This is a genomic window from Rugamonas sp. DEMB1, from assembly GCF_029834475.1.
GTDB lineage: Bacteria > Pseudomonadota > Gammaproteobacteria > Burkholderiales > Burkholderiaceae_D > Rugamonas > Rugamonas rubra.
On the sequence record NZ_CP122407.1, the window covers coordinates 2932832 to 2949229 of the forward strand.

Annotated in this window: 12 protein-coding genes and 7 pseudogenes; 4 read left to right on the top strand and 15 right to left on the bottom strand. The window is 70.2% G+C overall.

The window, feature by feature from the left end; genetic code table 11:
• Positions 1-53: 53 nt before the first annotated feature.
• Positions 54-863 (bottom strand): annotated as a pseudogene (locus tag QC826_RS13265) (tetratricopeptide repeat protein); the annotation flags it as partial.
• Positions 864-1077: 214 nt separating this feature from the next.
• On the opposite strand from QC826_RS13265, the gene QC826_RS13270 reads away from it, so the two are divergent.
• Together QC826_RS13270 and QC826_RS13275 are read left to right on the top strand one after the other, a co-directional pair.
• Positions 1078-2358 carry a nucleotide sugar dehydrogenase gene (locus tag QC826_RS13270; RefSeq protein WP_093389652.1) on the top strand — a complete coding sequence of 427 codons (1281 nt, stop codon included), beginning with the start codon at positions 1078-1080 and terminating at the stop codon, positions 2356-2358.
• Positions 2358-3427, top strand: a pseudogene (locus QC826_RS13275) (SDR family oxidoreductase). The gene QC826_RS13270 and the pseudogene QC826_RS13275 overlap by 1 nt, the downstream one beginning before the upstream one ends.
• 15 nt (positions 3428-3442) lie before the next feature.
• Here the strand turns inward: QC826_RS13275 and QC826_RS13280 are convergent.
• The 10 genes and pseudogenes from QC826_RS13280 to QC826_RS13325 form a co-directional block, all read right to left on the bottom strand.
• A complete protein-coding gene (locus QC826_RS13280; RefSeq protein ID WP_279766475.1) occupies positions 3443-4834 on the bottom strand; it encodes a SpoVR family protein in 1392 nt (463 codons plus the stop codon).
• Positions 4831-5289: a DUF444 family protein gene (locus tag QC826_RS13285; protein WP_313872880.1), complete on the bottom strand. Its 459-nt coding sequence runs from the start codon at positions 5287-5289 to the stop codon at positions 4831-4833. Before QC826_RS13285 ends, QC826_RS13280 begins: the two co-directional genes overlap by 4 nt.
• Positions 5290-5362: 73 nt before the next feature.
• Positions 5363-5413 (bottom strand): annotated as a pseudogene (locus tag QC826_RS13290) (hypothetical protein); the annotation flags it as partial.
• Between the two features lie 100 nt (positions 5414-5513).
• Positions 5514-5996 (bottom strand): annotated as a pseudogene (locus QC826_RS13295) (DUF444 family protein); the annotation flags it as partial.
• A 13-nt stretch (positions 5997-6009) separates the two neighbouring features.
• The gene (locus QC826_RS13300; RefSeq protein WP_313872881.1) at positions 6010-6696 is read right to left on the bottom strand and encodes a hypothetical protein; all 687 of its coding nucleotides are present in this window, start codon (positions 6694-6696) and stop codon (positions 6010-6012) included.
• 175 nt (positions 6697-6871) lie between these two features.
• Positions 6872-6982 (bottom strand): annotated as a pseudogene (locus QC826_RS13305) (hypothetical protein); the annotation flags it as partial.
• A gap of 73 nt (positions 6983-7055) precedes the next feature.
• A pseudogene (locus QC826_RS13310) lies at positions 7056-8048 on the bottom strand (serine protein kinase); the annotation flags it as partial.
• 90 nt (positions 8049-8138) lie between these two features.
• A complete protein-coding gene (locus QC826_RS13315) occupies positions 8139-9050 on the bottom strand; it encodes a LysR family transcriptional regulator (RefSeq protein WP_279766020.1) in 912 nt (303 codons plus the stop codon).
• A 29-nt stretch (positions 9051-9079) separates the two neighbouring features.
• Complete coding sequence (locus QC826_RS13320; protein ID WP_279766021.1) at positions 9080-9511, bottom strand: hypothetical protein; 432 nt, start codon at positions 9509-9511, stop codon at positions 9080-9082.
• A gap of 376 nt (positions 9512-9887) precedes the next feature.
• Positions 9888-10271, bottom strand: a complete 384-nt coding sequence (locus QC826_RS13325; protein ID WP_279766022.1) for an Hpt domain-containing protein — start codon at positions 10269-10271, stop codon at positions 9888-9890.
• A gap of 177 nt (positions 10272-10448) precedes the next feature.
• On the opposite strand from QC826_RS13325, the gene QC826_RS13330 reads away from it, so the two are divergent.
• Positions 10449-11249: a GAF domain-containing protein gene (locus QC826_RS13330; protein WP_279766023.1), complete on the top strand. Its 801-nt coding sequence runs from the start codon at positions 10449-10451 to the stop codon at positions 11247-11249.
• Positions 11204-11824, top strand: a complete 621-nt coding sequence (locus QC826_RS13335) for a sensor histidine kinase (protein ID WP_279766024.1) — start codon at positions 11204-11206, stop codon at positions 11822-11824. Before QC826_RS13330 ends, QC826_RS13335 begins: the two co-directional genes overlap by 46 nt.
• 25 nt (positions 11825-11849) lie before the next feature.
• Here the strand turns inward: QC826_RS13335 and QC826_RS13340 are convergent, their stop codons facing one another.
• The 4 genes and pseudogenes from QC826_RS13340 to QC826_RS13355 all read right to left on the bottom strand — a co-directional run bounded on the left by QC826_RS13340 (position 11850) and on the right by QC826_RS13355 (position 16147).
• Entirely contained in the window at positions 11850-12725 is an 876-nt protein-coding gene (locus QC826_RS13340; protein WP_279766025.1) for a peptidase, read from the bottom strand.
• Positions 12726-12933: 208 nt separating this feature from the next.
• Positions 12934-13737, bottom strand: coding sequence for a transglutaminase domain-containing protein (locus QC826_RS13345; RefSeq protein ID WP_093389660.1), 804 nt, complete (start codon positions 13735-13737; stop codon positions 12934-12936).
• Positions 13738-13753: 16 nt separating this feature from the next.
• Positions 13754-14704, bottom strand: a complete 951-nt coding sequence (locus QC826_RS13350; protein WP_093389661.1) for an alpha-E domain-containing protein — start codon at positions 14702-14704, stop codon at positions 13754-13756.
• Positions 14698-16147, bottom strand: a pseudogene (locus QC826_RS13355) (circularly permuted type 2 ATP-grasp protein). Before QC826_RS13355 ends, QC826_RS13350 begins: the two are co-directional and overlap by 7 nt.
• Positions 16148-16398 lie beyond the last annotated feature (251 nt).

The window sequence follows — 16398 nt, forward strand, 5'->3', positions numbered from 1 at the left end:
CCGGCCTTGCGCGCCAGCGCCAGGGCCGCCTTGGCCTGCTCGATCCGGCCGGCCTGCAGATGCAGGTTGGCGATGTCGACCTGGGCCTGGGCCTGCTCCGGGCGCAGACGGACGATCCGTTGATAGGCCAGCAGGGCGCCGGCGCTGTCGCCCTGCAGGCGCAGCAGATCGCCCTTCAGGCGCAGATGGTCCGGCTCGTCCGGATTGCCCTGCAGCGCCTGTTCGACCAGCAGCAGCGCCGCCTGCGGCTGGCGCCGCGCCAAGGCCAGGCGGGCCTGGCCGAGCAGGGCGCCGGCGTGGCCCGGCTGCCCCCGCAGCGCCTGCTCGAACAGCTTGGCGGCCGGCTCGATCTGGTTGCGGCCGAGCGCCGCGTTGCCGCGCAACACCAGATAGACGGGCTGGGCTTCGGTGTCGGCGAGCAAGGCGTCGAGCTGCTCGAACTGGCCTTGCTGCAACAGCGCGCGGCCCAGCGCCGGCAGCACCTGGGGCTTGGGCGCGCCCAGCGCCAGCGCGCGGCGCAACTCCTTGTCGGCCGACAACACGTCGCCCGTGTCCAGATACAGCTCGCCGAGCAACAGCCGCGCCGCGCCGTTGCCGGACTCCTGCTGCAGCACGTTCTTCATCTCGATGATGGCGGCGCGCGTCTTGCCCTGCTGTTGATACTGGCGCGCCTGCGCCATCTGGGCGGCGCCGTCGTGGCGGGCGCAGCCGGACAGCGCCAGCGCGGCGGCCAACACGGCCAGTGGCCAACAGCGCAGCGGCCGGCGCGGGCGGCCCGGCGGCCCGGCCCGGCGGGCGGGCGGCGCGCAGGCGGCGCCCGGTGGCAAGGGTGCGGCACCGGACGCGGCGGACAACTTGACCATGGTTTTCTCCCGCTCGGACTGTAAGCACTAGGGTAGGAAGAAGGCCGGCAGCGCTCGTTGATCCGGCACAAACAAGCTCGGATTGCGGCCCAAGCGGCGCGCCCTTGTGCCGCCTCAAGCGGGGCCGGCGGCGGCCCCGTAGAATCGCCTCAGGCGCTCGCCCCGCACGGGCGGGCGCCGCGCTGGCCAACCATCTGGAACGCGGGGGGACGATATGGACGTCGTGGCGGTAGTGGGTTTGGGATATGTCGGTTTGTCGCTGGCGGTGGCCTTCGGCGCGCGCCAGCGCACCATCGGCGTCGACCTGTCGGCGCGCAAGGTGGCCAGCTACCGGCGCGGCATCGACCCGGCCGGCGAGGTCGACGCCGCCCGCTTCGCCGCCGCCAAATGGCTCAGCATGGGCTGCGATCCGGCCGAGCTGGCCGCCGCCGACTGCATCGTGGTGGCCGTGCCGACGCCGGTCGACGCCGCCCACAACCCCGACTTCTCCGCGCTGGCCGGCGCCAGCGAGGCGGTCGGCCGCCACATGAAGCGCGGCGCCGTCGTCGTCTACGAGTCGACCGTCTATCCCGGCGCCACCGAGGAGGTCTGCATCCCCCTGCTCGAGCGCCACTCCGGCCTGCAGTGGCGGCGCGACTTCCACGTCGGCTTCTCGCCCGAGCGCATCAACCCGGGCGACCGCGAGCACACGCTGGCGTCGATCCGCAAGATCGTCGCCGCCGACGACGACGCCACGCTCGAGCGCGTCGCCGCCCTGTACGAGGGGGTGGTGGCGGCCGGCGTGCACCGCGCCTCGAGCATCCGCGTGGCCGAGGCGGCCAAGGTGATCGAAAACACCCAGCGCGACCTGAACATCGCGCTGATGAACGAGCTGGCGATCATCTTCGACAAGCTCGGCATCGACACCCAGGAGGTGCTGCAGGCGGCCGGCACCAAGTGGAACTTCCTGCCCTTCAGCCCGGGCCTGGTGGGCGGCCACTGCATCGGCGTCGACCCCTACTACCTGACCCACAAGGCCGAGATGCTCGGCTACCACCCGCAGGTGATCCTGGCCGGGCGCCGCATCAACGACGGCATGGCCAAGTACGTCGCCGAGCAGACCGTCAAGGAGATGGTGCGCGCCGGCCTGCGCCTGCGCGACTGTTGCGTCAACGTGCTGGGCCTGACCTTCAAGGAGAACTGCGCCGACCTGCGCAACTCCAAGGTCGCCGACCTGGTGCGCGAGCTCGAGTCCTACGGCCTGCGCGTGCGGGTGCACGATCCGCTGGCCGACCCCGCCGAGGCCGAGCGCGAGTACGCCATCGCGCTGTGCCCGTGGGACGAGCTGCCGGCCGCCGACGCCCTGGTCTGCGCCGTGTCGCACCGCGCCCTGCTGGCGCGGCCGCTGGCCGACTTGCTGGCCAAGGTCAAGCCGCAGGGCTGCTTCATCGACGTCAAGTCGCGCTTCGACCCGCTGGCCCTGCGCGAGGCCGGGCTGCGCCTGTGGCGGCTGTGATGGCGGCCGACTACGGCAACGGCGCGCCGGCCGAGTCGGCCTACCAGCGCGCCCGCGAACAGCTCGGCCAGCGCCGCCACCACTGGCTGGTCACCGGCGTGGCCGGCTTCATCGGCTCGAACCTGCTCGAGGCCCTGCTCGAACTGGGCCAGCGCGTCACCGGCCTGGACAACTTCCTCACCGGCCACCGCCACAACCTGGAGCAGGTGCGCGCGGCGGTCGGGCCGCGCGCCTGGGAGCGCTTCTGCCTGATCGACGGCGACATCCGCGACCTCGGCCAGTGCCGCCAGGCCTGCGCCGGCGTCGACTACGTGCTGCACCAGGCCGCGCTGGGCTCGGTGCCGCGCTCGATCGCCGAGCCGCTGCTGTGCAACGACATCAACGTCGGCGGCTTCCTCAAGCTGCTGTTGGCCGCCCGCGACGCCGGCGTGGCCCGCCTGGTCTACGCCGCCTCGAGCGCCAGCTACGGCGACGACGCGGCGCTGCCCAAGCAAGAGGGGCGCAGCGGCCGGCCGCTCTCGCCCTACGCCCTGAGCAAGTCGGTCAACGAGCTGTACGCCGAGGTGTTCGCCCGCTGCTACGGCGGCCAGGCGATCGGCCTGCGCTACTTCAACGTGTTCGGCCCGCGCCAGGCCCGGAGGGCGACTACGCGGCGGTGATCCCGCGCTGGATCGCCGCGCTGATCCACGACCGCCGCCTGCTGATCCACGGCGACGGCGAGAGCAGCCGCGACTTCTGCTTCGTCGGCAACGTGGTGCAGGCCAACCTGCTGGCGGCGCTGAGCGACAACCCGGCGGCGCCCAACCAGGTCTACAACGTCGCCGTCGGCGCGCGCACCTCGCTCAACGAGCTCTACCTGATGCTGCACGGCCTGCTGGTCGAGCGCTTCCCCCATCTGCGCGACTACCGCCCCGACTATGCCGACTTCCGCGCCGGCGACGTGCGCCATTCGCAGGCCGACATCGGCAAGGCGGCGGCGCTGCTGGGCTACGCGCCCACGCACGACGTGGCGCGCGGCCTGCGCCAGGCGATCCACTGGTATGTCGGCAACCTGGGCCCGCCGCGCTAGCGCGCCCTCGCCGCCCTAGCCGGCGGACCGGGGCGGCTGCTTGCCGCCGCCGGCCTCGACGCGGCGGCCGCCGCCGCGGAAATCCACCGTGTCGAGCGCGACGGGCCGGCGCCACACCCGCGCCACATAGTCGAGCACCCGCTCGGCCTGGGCCAGGTCGAGGCCGCGGCCGTCGGCCAGGTGGTCGTGCGCCAGCAGCAGGCTGCCGTCGGCGTGCAGGCGCTTGACGGCGATCGACGGCGCGCCGTAGTGGTAGCGCGGCGCCAGGATGGCCTCGCGCACGGCCGCCAGGTCGCGGCTGGCGACCCGCGTCTCGCCGTCGACCCGGGTCTCGTAGACGAACAGCCCGAGCCGCTGCGCCAGCGCCTCGTCCAGGTAGTTGCGCACGAAGCCGAAGTCATCCTCGTCGCGGCAGATGCGGCGCGCCTCGGCCATGCCGCGCTGCTCGACGATGTGCTCCCACATCGAAAAGCCCAGGTGGTAGGGGTTCAGCGCCAGCGCCAACTGGCGCTCGCCGCCGTAGGGGCGCACCACGTCCGAGTGCGACTTGATCGCCTCCAGGTACAGCGCGGGCGGCAGGAAGTGGGCCTCGCGCAGCAGGCGGGCGTGCCAGTACGAGGCCCAGCCCTCGTTCATGATCTGGCAGGCGTACACCGGATAGAAATAGTAGGCCTCCTCGCGCACGGCGAGGAAGATGTCGCGCTCCCAGTCGTCGAGCTCGGGCGCGTGGCGGGCGATGAACCACAACAGGTCCGACTCGGGCCACGGCGGCAGCGCCGGCGCCTCTGCCCGCGCCGGCGGCGGCGCGGCGGCGCCGGGCAGGGCCTGGAAACGGCGCTCGAAGGGGCCGGCGGCGCGCTCGACGGCGCCTTCCGGCGCCGCCGGATAGTCGGGCCGGTGCAGCGCGGCGTTGACGTCGATGTGCGGCTCGAGCGCCAGCGCGGCGTCGAGCACCGCCTCGACCCGCTGCTGGCCGTGGCGCGCCAGCGCCGCCTCGATGCGCCGCGCCCGGGCCGCGCTGCGCGCGAGGATGTCGCCGCCGGCCATCTGCATGAAGCGGGTGAACAGGGCGTTGTTGCGGGCGAAGTCGGCGTGGCCCAGCACGTGGGCGGCGACCAGGGTGTTCTCGGCCAGGCTGTTGGCGTCCATCATGTAGGCGCGGCAGGGATCGCCCGGGAACATCACCTCGAAGATGCGCGAATGGCCCATGTGCTGCTGCACCAGCTGGTGGATGTAGCGCACGCCGAAGGACCAGTGGCGCATGCGCACCGGCAGGCCGTAGACGGCCACCTCCAGCATGAAGTTGGCCGGCACCAGCTCGAAGTCGACCGGGTAGAAGTCCAGCCCCTGCGCCCGCGCCAGCGCGGCGATGCGCTCGGCGTAGCCGTCCAGCGGCGCCGGCATCATGGCCCGTCCTCCGCCCGCGCCGCGTGGCCGAGGAAGCTGCGCAGCGCCGGCCAGACGTCGGCGCCGCTGGCCAGCACGCTGCTGCCGACCGGCAGGCCGCGGCGGACCAGCTCGGCGCACAGGCGGTGCATCTCGGTGTCCACGCCGCGCCCGGCGCCCGGCACCGTCTCGGCGTAGGCCAGGTAGTTGAGCCGGCGCGCCAGCTCGCCCAGGCCCTGGCCGGCCGCCGCCCGGTCCTCGGTGAAGTTCTCGCCGTCGGAGGCGTAGAACAGGTAGCTGTTGTAGCGGCTGGCGGCGTACCGCTCGCGCAGCAGGGCCAGGGCCAGGCGGAAGGCCGACGAGGCGATGGTGCCGCCGCTGCCGCTGACCTGGAAGAAATCGGCCTCGGCGAACTCCCAGGCCTGGGTGGTGTGCGCCAGGAAGCGCGTCTCGACCTGGCGGTAGGCCCGCCGCAGGCGCCTGCAGGGCGAAGAAGAAGAAGGTCTTGGCCAGGGTGCGCTCGGCCTCGCCCATGCTGGCCGAGGCGTCGAGCACGAAGAAGACGACGGCGCTGGTGCTCGGCCGCTTGCGCGCCGTCAACTGGCGGAAGCGCAGGTCGCTCGTTGACGAAGGGCAGGGGGTCGTCCTGCACGGCGCGGCGCTTGATGGCCTCCTTGACGGTGCGGCGCCGGTCCAGCCGCGAGCGGGCGCCGCGCTTGTCCCAGCCCTCGCGCACCAGCTCCGGTTCGCTCAGCGGGCCGCCCTGGCGCGGTTCCAGCCGGGGCAGCTTGAGCTCGTCCCACAGCCAGTCGACGATGTCGTCGACGGAGAATTCGAGCAGCAGGCGCACGGCGCCCTCGGCGGCGCCGCCGCCGGACTCGCCGCCGGCGCCGTCGGCCGGCTCGCGCGCCGGGCGCAGCACGTCGCCCGGCTGGCCGTCGCCCTGGCCGGCGCCGGCGGCGTGGCGCGCCTCGGCCAGGCGGAAGCGGGCGTGCTCGAGCAGGCGCACCGGCACCTGCACGGTGCGCTCGGCGCCGCCCGTCATCAGCTCGGGGCCGGCGATCAGCTCGGGCAGGTGGCCGCGCACCGCCTCGCGCACCTTGTCGTTGTGGCGCAGCCAGTCGCGCGCGCCGCGCGAGAACAGCTGGTACCAGTCGCTGGCGGGGGAGGACGGTTCGGCCATCGCGCCACCCCGCTCATTCCTGCGCCAGCAGGGTGGTCACGTAGTTGAGCGCCTCGCGGGCGCTGTGCGCGTCGTAGCCGTACTCCTCGACCAGGCGCCGCTCGACCGCCGAGACCTTGCTGCGCACCTCGTCGTCGGGCCGCTTGGCCGAGCTGACCAGGCGCAGCACGTCGCGCCGCTGCTCGAACAGGTATTGCTGGACGGCGTCGTTGAGCGGGGCGTGGCTGCCCAGGCCGAAGCGCTCGCCGCGCTTGAAGGCGCCCATCGCCTTGCGCACCACCTCCTGGCGGAACGACTGCTTGCCCGAGTCGGAGATGTGGATCTTCTCCTCGACGGCGCGGAGGAAGCGCTCGTCGGGCCGCCGCTCCTCGCTGGTGATGGGGCCCTTGACCTGGCGGTTGTCGAGCATCGCCTCGACCTCGTCGAGATACTTGCCGAGCAGCTCCTGGGCCTCCTGCTCGAAGGAGACGAACAGCGCCTTGTGGACGTCCTCCTTGACCCAGCGGTTGTAGAAGTCCTTGCGCGTGAGCACCAGGAAGTCGACCCAGCGGCGCTTGCGCTTGGGCTCGATGCGGGCGTCGCTCTCGATGCCGTCCTTGAGCGCCAGCAGCAGGTCCATCGTGCTCAGGCTGTTTTGCGCCGACTGGATGATGGCGTTCGACAGGGCGTTGATGACGAAGCGCGGCGAGACGCCCGACAGGCCCCTCGTCGGGCGCCAGCTCGCGCTCGCGCAGGCGCCTGGCCTCGGCCTGGTTGACCCCCTCGACCTCCTCGCCGGCGTGCAGGCGCACCTTTTTGACCAGCTCGGCGTCCTTGTCCTCGCCCTCGCGCAGCCGGCTGAGGATGGCGAACACGGCCGCCGCGTGCAGCACGTGCGGGTCCAGGTGCACCTGGCGGAAGGCCGGCGCGGCCGACAGGATCAGCTTGCGGTAGATGCGCGCCTCCTCGCGGTAGTCCAGGGTGTAGGGCACCTGGACGATGACCATGCGGTCGAGCAGGGCTCTCGTTCTCGCCCTCCTGCAGGAACTTGCGGAACTCGGCCAGGTTGGTGTGCGCCAGGATGGTCTCGTCGAGGTAGATCAGCGGGAAGCGCGAGACCTTGACGTTGTTCTCCTGCGTAAGGGTGAGCAGCAGGTAGAGGAATTCGCGCTTGACCTTGAGGATCTCGATCATCTCCAGCACGCCGCGGCTGGCGGCGTAGACGGCGCCCGACCACGACCAGGCGCGCGGGTCGCCCTCGTCGCCGTACTGGGCCACCTTGGACAGGTCGACCGAGCCGACCAGGTCGGCCAGGTCGGCGGTGGTCGGGTCGTGCGGCGCGTAGGTGCCGATGCCGCAGCGGCCGGCCTCCGACAGGTAGACGCGCTCGACCGGCATGCGCAGGAAGTCGCCGGCGTGCTGCTGCTCGAGGCCGGCGCGGCAGTGCGGACACAGCTCGCCGCGCACGTCGATGCCGTAGCTGTCGCGCAGCTGGCCGCGCAGGGTGTGCGGCACCAGGTGCAGCGGCGACTCGTGCAGCGGGCAGCCGGCGATGGCGTACAGCGCGCCTGCCTCGGTGTAGCTGTACTCCTCGAGGCCGCGCTTGAGCAGGATCACCAGCGTCGACTTGCCGCCCGACGGCGGCCCCAGCAGCAACAGCAGGCGCCGCCCCACCTCGGAGCCGGCCGCCGCCGCCTTGAAGTAGTCGCCGACGCGGGCGATCGCCTCGTCGATGCCGAACAACTCGTCGGCGAACAGGCGGCCGGGCGCGCCGCCGCCGGGCGCGGCGTCGCCGGTCCGGCGCAGCATGTCCCAGATGTATTGGTGCGAGTTGCGCGCCAGCAGCAGCGGCGCGCGCGGCAGGACCTGCGCCATGAAATCGGCGAAGCTGCCGGTCCAGTTGCCGACCCGGTGCTGCTGGGTGAAGGCGGCCAGGCTGTCGAGAAACTGCGCTTGGCGGGGCGCCGGCCCGGCCGGCGCTTCGGCTCGATTCATCGTCACGTTTCCTCCTGAACAAAGCCGCTGCGGGCGAGGGCGGAGTTCAGTATCGGTCTTGCCCGCCACGGCGGGCATGACCTCGATCAATCGGGCGGACGGATACAAGGCCGGGGAGCGGCACTCTAAGGACGGCGGCGCGCGGCGCGCGCCGGCCCCCGGCCCGCCTCAGTCGGCCCGCTCCCAGGGCGGCACGCCGGCGAACTCGGCGACCAGGAAATCGATCATCACCCTGACCTTGGCGCCCAGCTGGCGCCGGCTCGGGTACACCGCCAGCACGTCGATGTCGGGCAGACGGTAGTCGGGCAGCAGTTGCACCAGGCGGCCGGCGCGCACGTCGGCGCCGACCAGGAAGCTGGGTTGCCAGATCACCCCCAGGCCGTCGAGGGCGGCGGCGCGGGCGGTGTCGCCGTTGTTGGTGTGCATCGCGCAGCGCACCGTGACCGGATGGGGCCGGCCGGCGGCGTCGCTGAACTGCCACTCGTCGGCGCTGGCGGCGTAGCGGTAGCCGATGCAGCGGTGGCCGAGCAGCGCGGCCGGGGTGGCCGGCGCGCCGTGCTCGGCCAGGTAGGCCGGCGCGGCGCAGACGATGTTGCGCGAGGTGGCCAGCCGGCGCGCCACGTTGCTGCTGGCGCCGGCGCGCGAGATGCGCACCGCCAGGTCGTAGCCGTCCTCGACCAGGTCGACCACGCGGTCGCCCAGCGACACGTCGAGCTCGATCTCGGGATACCGGCGCATGAACTTGGCCCACAGCGGCGCCAGCTGCAACACGCCGAAGCTGAGCGGCGCGTTCAGGCGCAGCAGGCCGCGCGGCCGCAGCGTCGCCGCGGAGACCAGCGCCTCGGCCTCGGCGACGTCGTCGAGGATGCCCTTGGCGCGCTCGAACAAGGCCTCGCCGCCGGGCGTCAGCGACATCTTGCGCGAACTGCGGTTGAGCAGGCGGGTCTGCAGGTGGGCTTCGAGTTCGCCGATATAGCGGGTGACGTTGGCCGGCGAGGTGCCGAGCGCCTCGGCGGCGCGGGCGAAGCCGTCCTTGCGGACCACTTCGACGAACACTTCCAAGGCGCGCAATCGGTCCATGGCGTTCGCTCGGCGACGGCGCGGGGCGCCTAGTAGCGGCTCAGGCCGACGCTGGGCGGGGCGATGACTTCCTTGAGCATGCGGCTGGCGCTCAATTCGTTGGCGGTGGCCGGGCTGTTCAGCGCGCTGGCCTGGCGGTACATGGTTTCCAGATTGACGGCGGCCTGGCTGTCGCCGGCGCGGGCGGCGCGCTCGAGCAGGCGCACGGCCTCGCCGTGCTTGGACGGGTCGGCCTGGTAGCGCAGCGCCAGTTCGCGCTGGGCCACCGGCGAGCCCTGCTCGGCCCATTCGCGCAGACGGCGCTCGGCGGCGCTCTGGCCGACCGGGCCGATGTGCAGCGCGGCGGCCTCGATCACGTTGGCCGGCGGCATGGCGTCCTCATGCGCCTGGCAGGCGATCAGGGCGCCCACCGCCACCAGCAGCGACGACACCAGCAAACCCGACTTGTTGAATAATTCCATGTACTTGTAACCTTTAGTTGACACCAGGGCGTGCCGCATCGCGTGTGGCGGACGGTTCGGCCGCGACGCGGCGCACCATTATACTTGCAGTAAGGAAAATTGCAAAATACGCAATCTTGCCTCCGGTTCGAGCCGGCGCCGGCGCCGGGCGCGGCGGCCGTTTCGACCATGACGGTGGCGATCTTAGCATGAACAAATCGGCACACCTTGGACGGACGCCCGTTTCGCTGTAACAAGTGTAACCATTCGTTAACGCCGTATCGGCGCCGACACAATGGATGAATTCCCGCACTGCAACATCCAGTTTAATTCATAAAAGCTGAATATTCCACCCGTTTCCACGCGGTAGATCAAGTATTCGGTGATAGCGCGGGCACTAGGCCGCCGCCGCCAGCCAGCCGGCGGCGGCACCGAGTAACAAGTGGTACTCGGCGGAAACCTCGCCGAACAAGCGGTCGAGCTCGTCCAGGCGGCCTTCGTTGAGCGCCTGCTCGAGCGCCAGCGCGCTGACGACGAAGCGTTTGGCGCCGAGCGAACCGAGCGAGCCGCGCAGGCTGTGCAGGATCTTGCCGGCCGCCGCATAATGTTGCCCGGACAGCGCGGCGGCGGCGGCCAGCAGCGGCGCGTCGCCGTCGGCGCAGGCGTCGCCGACGATCTTGGCCACCGTGGCGCGGCCCTTGGCCTCGCCGCCCATGTAGTTGAGCAGCGTGTCGACGTTGAAAACCGCGGCGTCGGCGGCGCCGGCGAGTGGATCTGGCATGGCGTGCTCCAAGAAGGGTTGCAAAATTGCATAATAGAACGGCATTTTACCGCGCCGCCGCCCCGTCCCGGCGGGCGGCGCGGCTTGGCGGCGTATAATGGCCCGGTGGCTGGCCAGCGGCGGCGGCCCAATCCAGAGCGGCGCCCCGGCCCCGCTTGCTGATGCGAAGGACAGCCAGTGGCTTACCAATCCCACGAGATTCCAGAGAACTTTCTGGCGAAATGGCAGGACACCACCAACGTCATGGCCGACATCTTCGACGTTCCCGCCGGCCTGATCATGCGGGTGCTGCCCAGCCAGATCGAGGTGCTGGTCTCGGCCCACAAGCCGGGCAACCCCTATGAGGCGAACGAGAAGGCCAAGCTGAACACCGGCCTGTACTGCGAAACCGTGATGGCCAGCCGCGCCTTGTTGCACGTTCCCAACGCGCTGCACGACCCCCACTGGGAACACAATCCCGACATTGCCCTGAACATGGTGTCCTACCTCGGCGTGCCGCTGCTCTGGCCGGACGACGAGGTGTTCGGCACCATCTGCGTGTTGGACAACAAGACGCGCAACTTCCGCGAAAAATACGTCGAATTGTTGTGGGAGATCAAAAAAAGCATCGAGAGCGACTTCAAGTTGATCGAGCAGCAGGAGCGCCTGCTGGCCTCCAACGCCGAATTGCTGGCCGCCATCGCGCAACAGAAGAGCGACGCCGCCAAGCTGCAGCAGAGCAACGAACAACTGAACCTGGCGCTGAGCACGCTGACCCGCATGCAGGCCGAACTGCTGCGCTCGGAGAAGAACGCCGCGCTCGGCTCGCTGGTGGCCGGCGTTTCGCACGAGCTCAACACGCCGATCGGCAACAGCCTGATGGCGGCCAGCACGCTGCAGTTCCACGTCGAGGAGTTCGCCGGCCGGATGGAGCAGGCCTCACCCGCGGCCAGATGCGCGAGTTCGTCCAGACCGTCCACCAGGGCAGCGACATCCTGATGCGCAGCCTGGGCCAGGCCGCCAAACTGGTCGGCAGCTTCAAGCAGGTCGCCGTCGACCAGGCCAGCATGAGCCGGCGCAGCTTCAACCTGGCCGCCACCGTCGACGCCATCCTGGCCGCGCTGGCGCCGGCCATCCGCGACAGCGGCCAGCGGGTGTGCAGCACGATCGCGCCCGACATCGTGCTCGACAGCTGCCCCGGCGCCCTCGGCCACGTCCTCAGCAACCTGCTCGACAACGCCCTGCTGCACGCCTTCGTCGACGGCGCCAGCGGCAACATCGGCATCGCCGCCGAGCCGGACACGGGGCGGGGCGTGGTGTTGCGCGTCAGCGACGACGGCGTCGGCATCCCGCAGGCCGACCTGGGCCGCGTGTTCGACCCCTTCTTCACCACCCGCCTGGGGCAGGGCGGCAGCGGCCTGGGCCTGCACATCGCCTACAACCTGGTGACCACGGCGCTGCGCGGCAGCATCGAGGTCAGCAGCGCGCCCGGCCTGGGCGCCTGCTTCACCCTGACCCTGCCGCAGCTGACCCTGGCGCCGGGCGGCGACGCCGCCGTCCACAGCGCCACCTGAGCGCCGTCCGGGCGCGGCCGGCGCGCTACGGCTGGCCGGCGCCGAACTGTTGCGCCAGCGTTTGCAGCGGCGCGCCGGCCTGGCCGGCGCACGGCTCGTGGCCCGGCGGCGCCAGCCGCACCGGCGCGCTGCCCAGTTTGGCCGACGACAGCACGTTGCTGGTGGCGTCGGCGGCGGCGTTCCAGACCGGATCGTCCAGCCCCTCGAAGACGTGCTTGAGCTGCTGGCCCCAGCTGCTGCGGATCATCTGGAAATACTGGTTGCGCTCGTCGATGGTGGCGAAGCGGGTCACCGCCAGCGTGTCGTTCTCGTACACCAGCAGGTCCAGCGGCAGGCCGACCGAGACGTTCGAGCGCAAGGTCGAGTCCATCGAGATCAGCGCGCACTTGGCCGCCTCGTCGAGCGAGGTGGCCGGCGTCACCACGCGGTCGAGGATGGGCTTGCCGTACTTCGCCTCGCCGATCTGGAAATAGGTGTTCTCGTTCTGCGACTCGATGAAATTGCCGGCCGAATAGATCTGGAACAGCCGGCAGCGCTCGCCCTTGACCTGGCCGCCGAAGAGGATGCTGACGTTGAACTCGATGCCGAACTCGGCCAGCGCCTTGGCGTCGCGCGCGTGCACCGTGCGCACCGCCTCGCCGACGATGCGGGCCGCCTCGTACATGTTCGCCGCGTTCCACACGCTGACGCCGTCGGCGCCGACGTGCTCGGCCACCAGTTGGCGGATCGACTGCGAAATCGACAGGTTGCCGGCGGTCATCATGACCATCATCCGCTCGCCCGGCTGCTCGAACACGTTCAGCTTGCGGAAGGTGCCGACCTGGTCGACCCCGGCGTTGGTGCGCGAATCGGACAGAAACACCAGTCCGGCGTCGAGGCGCATGCCTACACAATAAGTCATGGTGGAAACTTGAAAAGGTAAAAAGGTGATTCTACCGCAGCGCCGCCCGCCGCCACGCCAAACTCCGCTACCGGCGCTGGTGCCGCCAGCAAAAACCAGCGGCAAAATTCTAGGGTCAGACCCTAGGGTCTGACCCTGGCTCTCCGCCGTCGGGTGGTCTTAGCTTTCCCGGCAGCTTAAATGCATGGCATCAGGCGCCGCCGCGGCCTCACTGCTGCACGATCTGCACGTCGACGCTGAGCGACTCGGTGCCGCCGCCCCGGCGCACGCCGCGGATCGGCGCCGCCGAGTCGTAGTCGCGGCCCACCGCCAGGCGGCAATAGGCGTCCGTCATCAAGCGCGCGTGGGTCACGTCGATGCTGACCCAGCCGGCATAGTCGCGGTCCTCGGCCCAGGCGTCGACCCAGGCGTGGCTGGCGGCGTGGTCGCTGGTCTCCGGGTCGATGTAGCCGGACACGTAGCGCGCCGGAATGCCGTGGGCGTGGCAGCAGGCCAGGAACAGGTGGGCGTGGTCCTGGCACACGCCCTGGCCCAGCGCCAGCGCCTCGCTGGCCGTGCTGGTGACGGCGGTCGCACCGCTTTGGTAGCGCACCGCACCAAAAATGTGCTCGGCCAGCAGCATCAGGTGGCGGGTCTGCGCCTTGCCGTCCGGCAGGCAGGCGGCGGCCAGCTCGAGGATCGCCGGCGTCGCCGCCGTCAAATGGGTGGCCACCGTGAACACCAGCGGCGACAGCGCCTCGGCGCCGCCCATCCGCCCTTGCGGCGGACAACTGGTCTCCACCAGGCCGTGGGCGACGATGGCCAGCGACTGGTGCGGCTGGGTCAGGGTCAGCATGTGCGACTGGTTGGCATAGGCGTCGGCGTAGGCCTGCACGTGGCCCGGCGTGCCCAGGCTCCACGACAGCACGTGCTGCTGCGCCTCGACGCGCGGCGTCAGGTGCAGCTGTTGGATGGTGTAGGCCAGCGGCGTGCTGTAGGCATACCGGGTCTCATGGCGGATAGAAAGTCGCATCGCGTGGCCTTTGTCGTCAAGCCGCAAGCGGCACCAGGAAATCGCGGCTGACGCGGTTGCCCAGTTCGTAGATGTTCTGCAGGAAGGCGGTCAGCGTGTCGTGCAGGCCGGCCTTGAGGATGTCGTCGATGTTGCCGAACTGTAGCTCGGCGTGCAGCTTGCCGGCGCAGCGCTCGGTGTCGGCCGACAGGTCGTTGCGCACCATGCGCAGGTTGTTGAGCACCTCGTCCATGCAGGCCAACAGCGAGCGCGGCATGTCGGCGCGCAGCATCAGCAGCTCGGCGATGCGGCCCGGCGTGATCACGTCGCGGTAGACCTTGCGGTAGATCTCGAAGCCGGACACCGAGCGCAGCAGCGCCGCCCAGTAGTAGAAGTCGCGCTGCGACATCTCCTCGCCCGGCGCGCTCCGCTTGGCGCCGTGGAACTTCACGTCGAGGATGCGCGCGGTGTTGTCGGCGCGCTCCAAAAAGGTGCCCAGGCGGATGAAATGCACCGCCTCGTCGCGCAGCATGGTGCCCAGGGTGACGCCGCGCGACAAATGCGAGCGGTACTTGACCCATTCGAAGAACTGGCTGGGGTCGTGTTGCAGCACGCCGTCGGCCAGCCGCTTGTTCAGGTCCAGCCAGGTCTGGTTCTGCGTCTCCCACACCTCGGTGGTCAGGGTGCCGCGCACGGCGCGGGCGTTCTCGCGCGCCTCGGTCAGGCAGGCGGCGATCGAGGAGGGGTTGTCCGGGTCGCGCACCATGAAGTCGATCACCTCGCGCGCCAGCGGCGCGGCGTACTTGCGGTCGAAGGCCTCCTGCAGCTCGGAGATGCCGAGCAGGGCGCGCCAGCCACGGGCGGCGTCCTGCTCGGACTGCGGCAGCATCGAGGTCTGCACGTTGACGTCGAGCATGCGGGCGGTGTTTTCGGCGCGCTCGGTGTAGCGCGCCATCCAGAACAGGTGGTCGGCGGTGCGGCTCAGCATGGTGTTTCCTCCGTGGCTTCGAGTATCCAGGTGTCCTTGGTGCCGCCGCCCTGCGAGGAGTTGACCACCAGCGAGCCTTCCTCCAGGGCGACGCGGGTCAGCCCGCCCGGCACCATCGAAATGGTTTTGCCCGACAGCACGAACGGGCGCAGGTCGATATGCCGCGGCGCGATGCCGCTCTCGACATAGGTGGGGCAGGCCGACAAGGCCAGGGTCGGCTGGGCGATGTAGCCGTCCGGCTTGGCGATCAGGCGGGCGCGGAAGTCCTCGATCTGGGCGCGGCTGGCGGCCGGGCCGACCAGCATGCCGTAGCCGCCGGCGCCGTGCACCTCCTTGACCACCAGCTCCGGCAGGTGGGCCAGGGTGTAGGCCAGGTCCTTCGGCCTTGCGGCACTGGTAGGTCGGCACGTTGTTGAGCACCGGCTCCTCGCTCAGGTAGAACTTGATCATGTCCGGCACGAAGGGGTAGATCGACTTGTCGTCGGCGACGCCGGTGCCGATGGCGTTGGCCAGCGTGACGCGGCCGGCGCGGTAGACCGACAGCAGGCCCGGCACGCCGAGCGAGGAGTCGGGCCGGAAGGCCAGCGGATCGAGGAAGTCGTCGTCGAGGCGGCGGTAGATCACGTCGACCCGCTTCGGGCCGTGGGTGGTGCGCATGTAGACGTGGTTGTCGCTGACGAACAAGTCCTTGCCCTCGACCAGCTCGACGCCCATCTGCTGGGCCAGGAAGGCGTGCTCGAAGTAGGCCGAGTTGTACATGCCCGGCGTCATCACCACCACCGTCGGGTCGTCGACGCCCATCGGCGCCACCGAGCGCAGGTTGTCGAGCAACAGGTCGGGGTAGTGGTCGACCGGGGCGATCTTGTTGCGCGCGAACAGCTCGGGGAACAGCCGCATCATCATCTTGCGGTCCTCCAGCATGTAGGAGACGCCCGAGGGCACGCGCAAATTGTCCTCCAGCACGTAGAACTCGCCGGCGCCGGCGCGCACGATGTCGACCCCGGCGATGTGGGCGTAGATGTCCGAGGCCACGGATATGCCCTGCATCTCCGGCCGGTACTGGGCGTTGCGGTAGATCTGCTCGGCCGGGATGATGCCGGCCTTGATGATGTTCTGCTCGTGGTAGATGTCGTGGATGAACATGTTGAGCGCCTTGACGCGCTGCACCAGGCCGCGCTGCAACTGCGCCCACTCCGGCGCCGGGATGATGCGCGGAATCGTGTCGAAGGGAATCAGCCGCTCGGTGCCGGCGCCGTCGCCATACACGGCGAAGGTGATGCCGACGCGGCGGAAGCTCAAATCGGCCTCGGCGCGCTTGCGGGCGATGGTTTCCGGACTCTGCCGCTGCAACCAGCCGCAGAATTCGCGGTAGTGCTCGCGGATATCGGCGCTGGCGCGCAGATCCAGGCCGTCACAGGTCATTTCGTTGAAGAATTTGTTCATGGTTCGCCTTCCCCCTGTTGTAGCCTTCAATTAGCCTTCTTACCATCTGTGACAATCAAGAACCATGCCAGCGCTGGCGCACCACGCCGGTGCGCCAAGGCGGGGCGCCAAGGCGGCGCGCCAAGGCGGGGCGCCAAGTCCGGCCAATCTTGTGCCTTGCACGATAGAATATTTGCAAGATTTGCCTTGCCACAATGGTGCGGATCGGCTTACTCTGGTGTCCGTGGGTCCGGGCCACGGAAACGAAATGT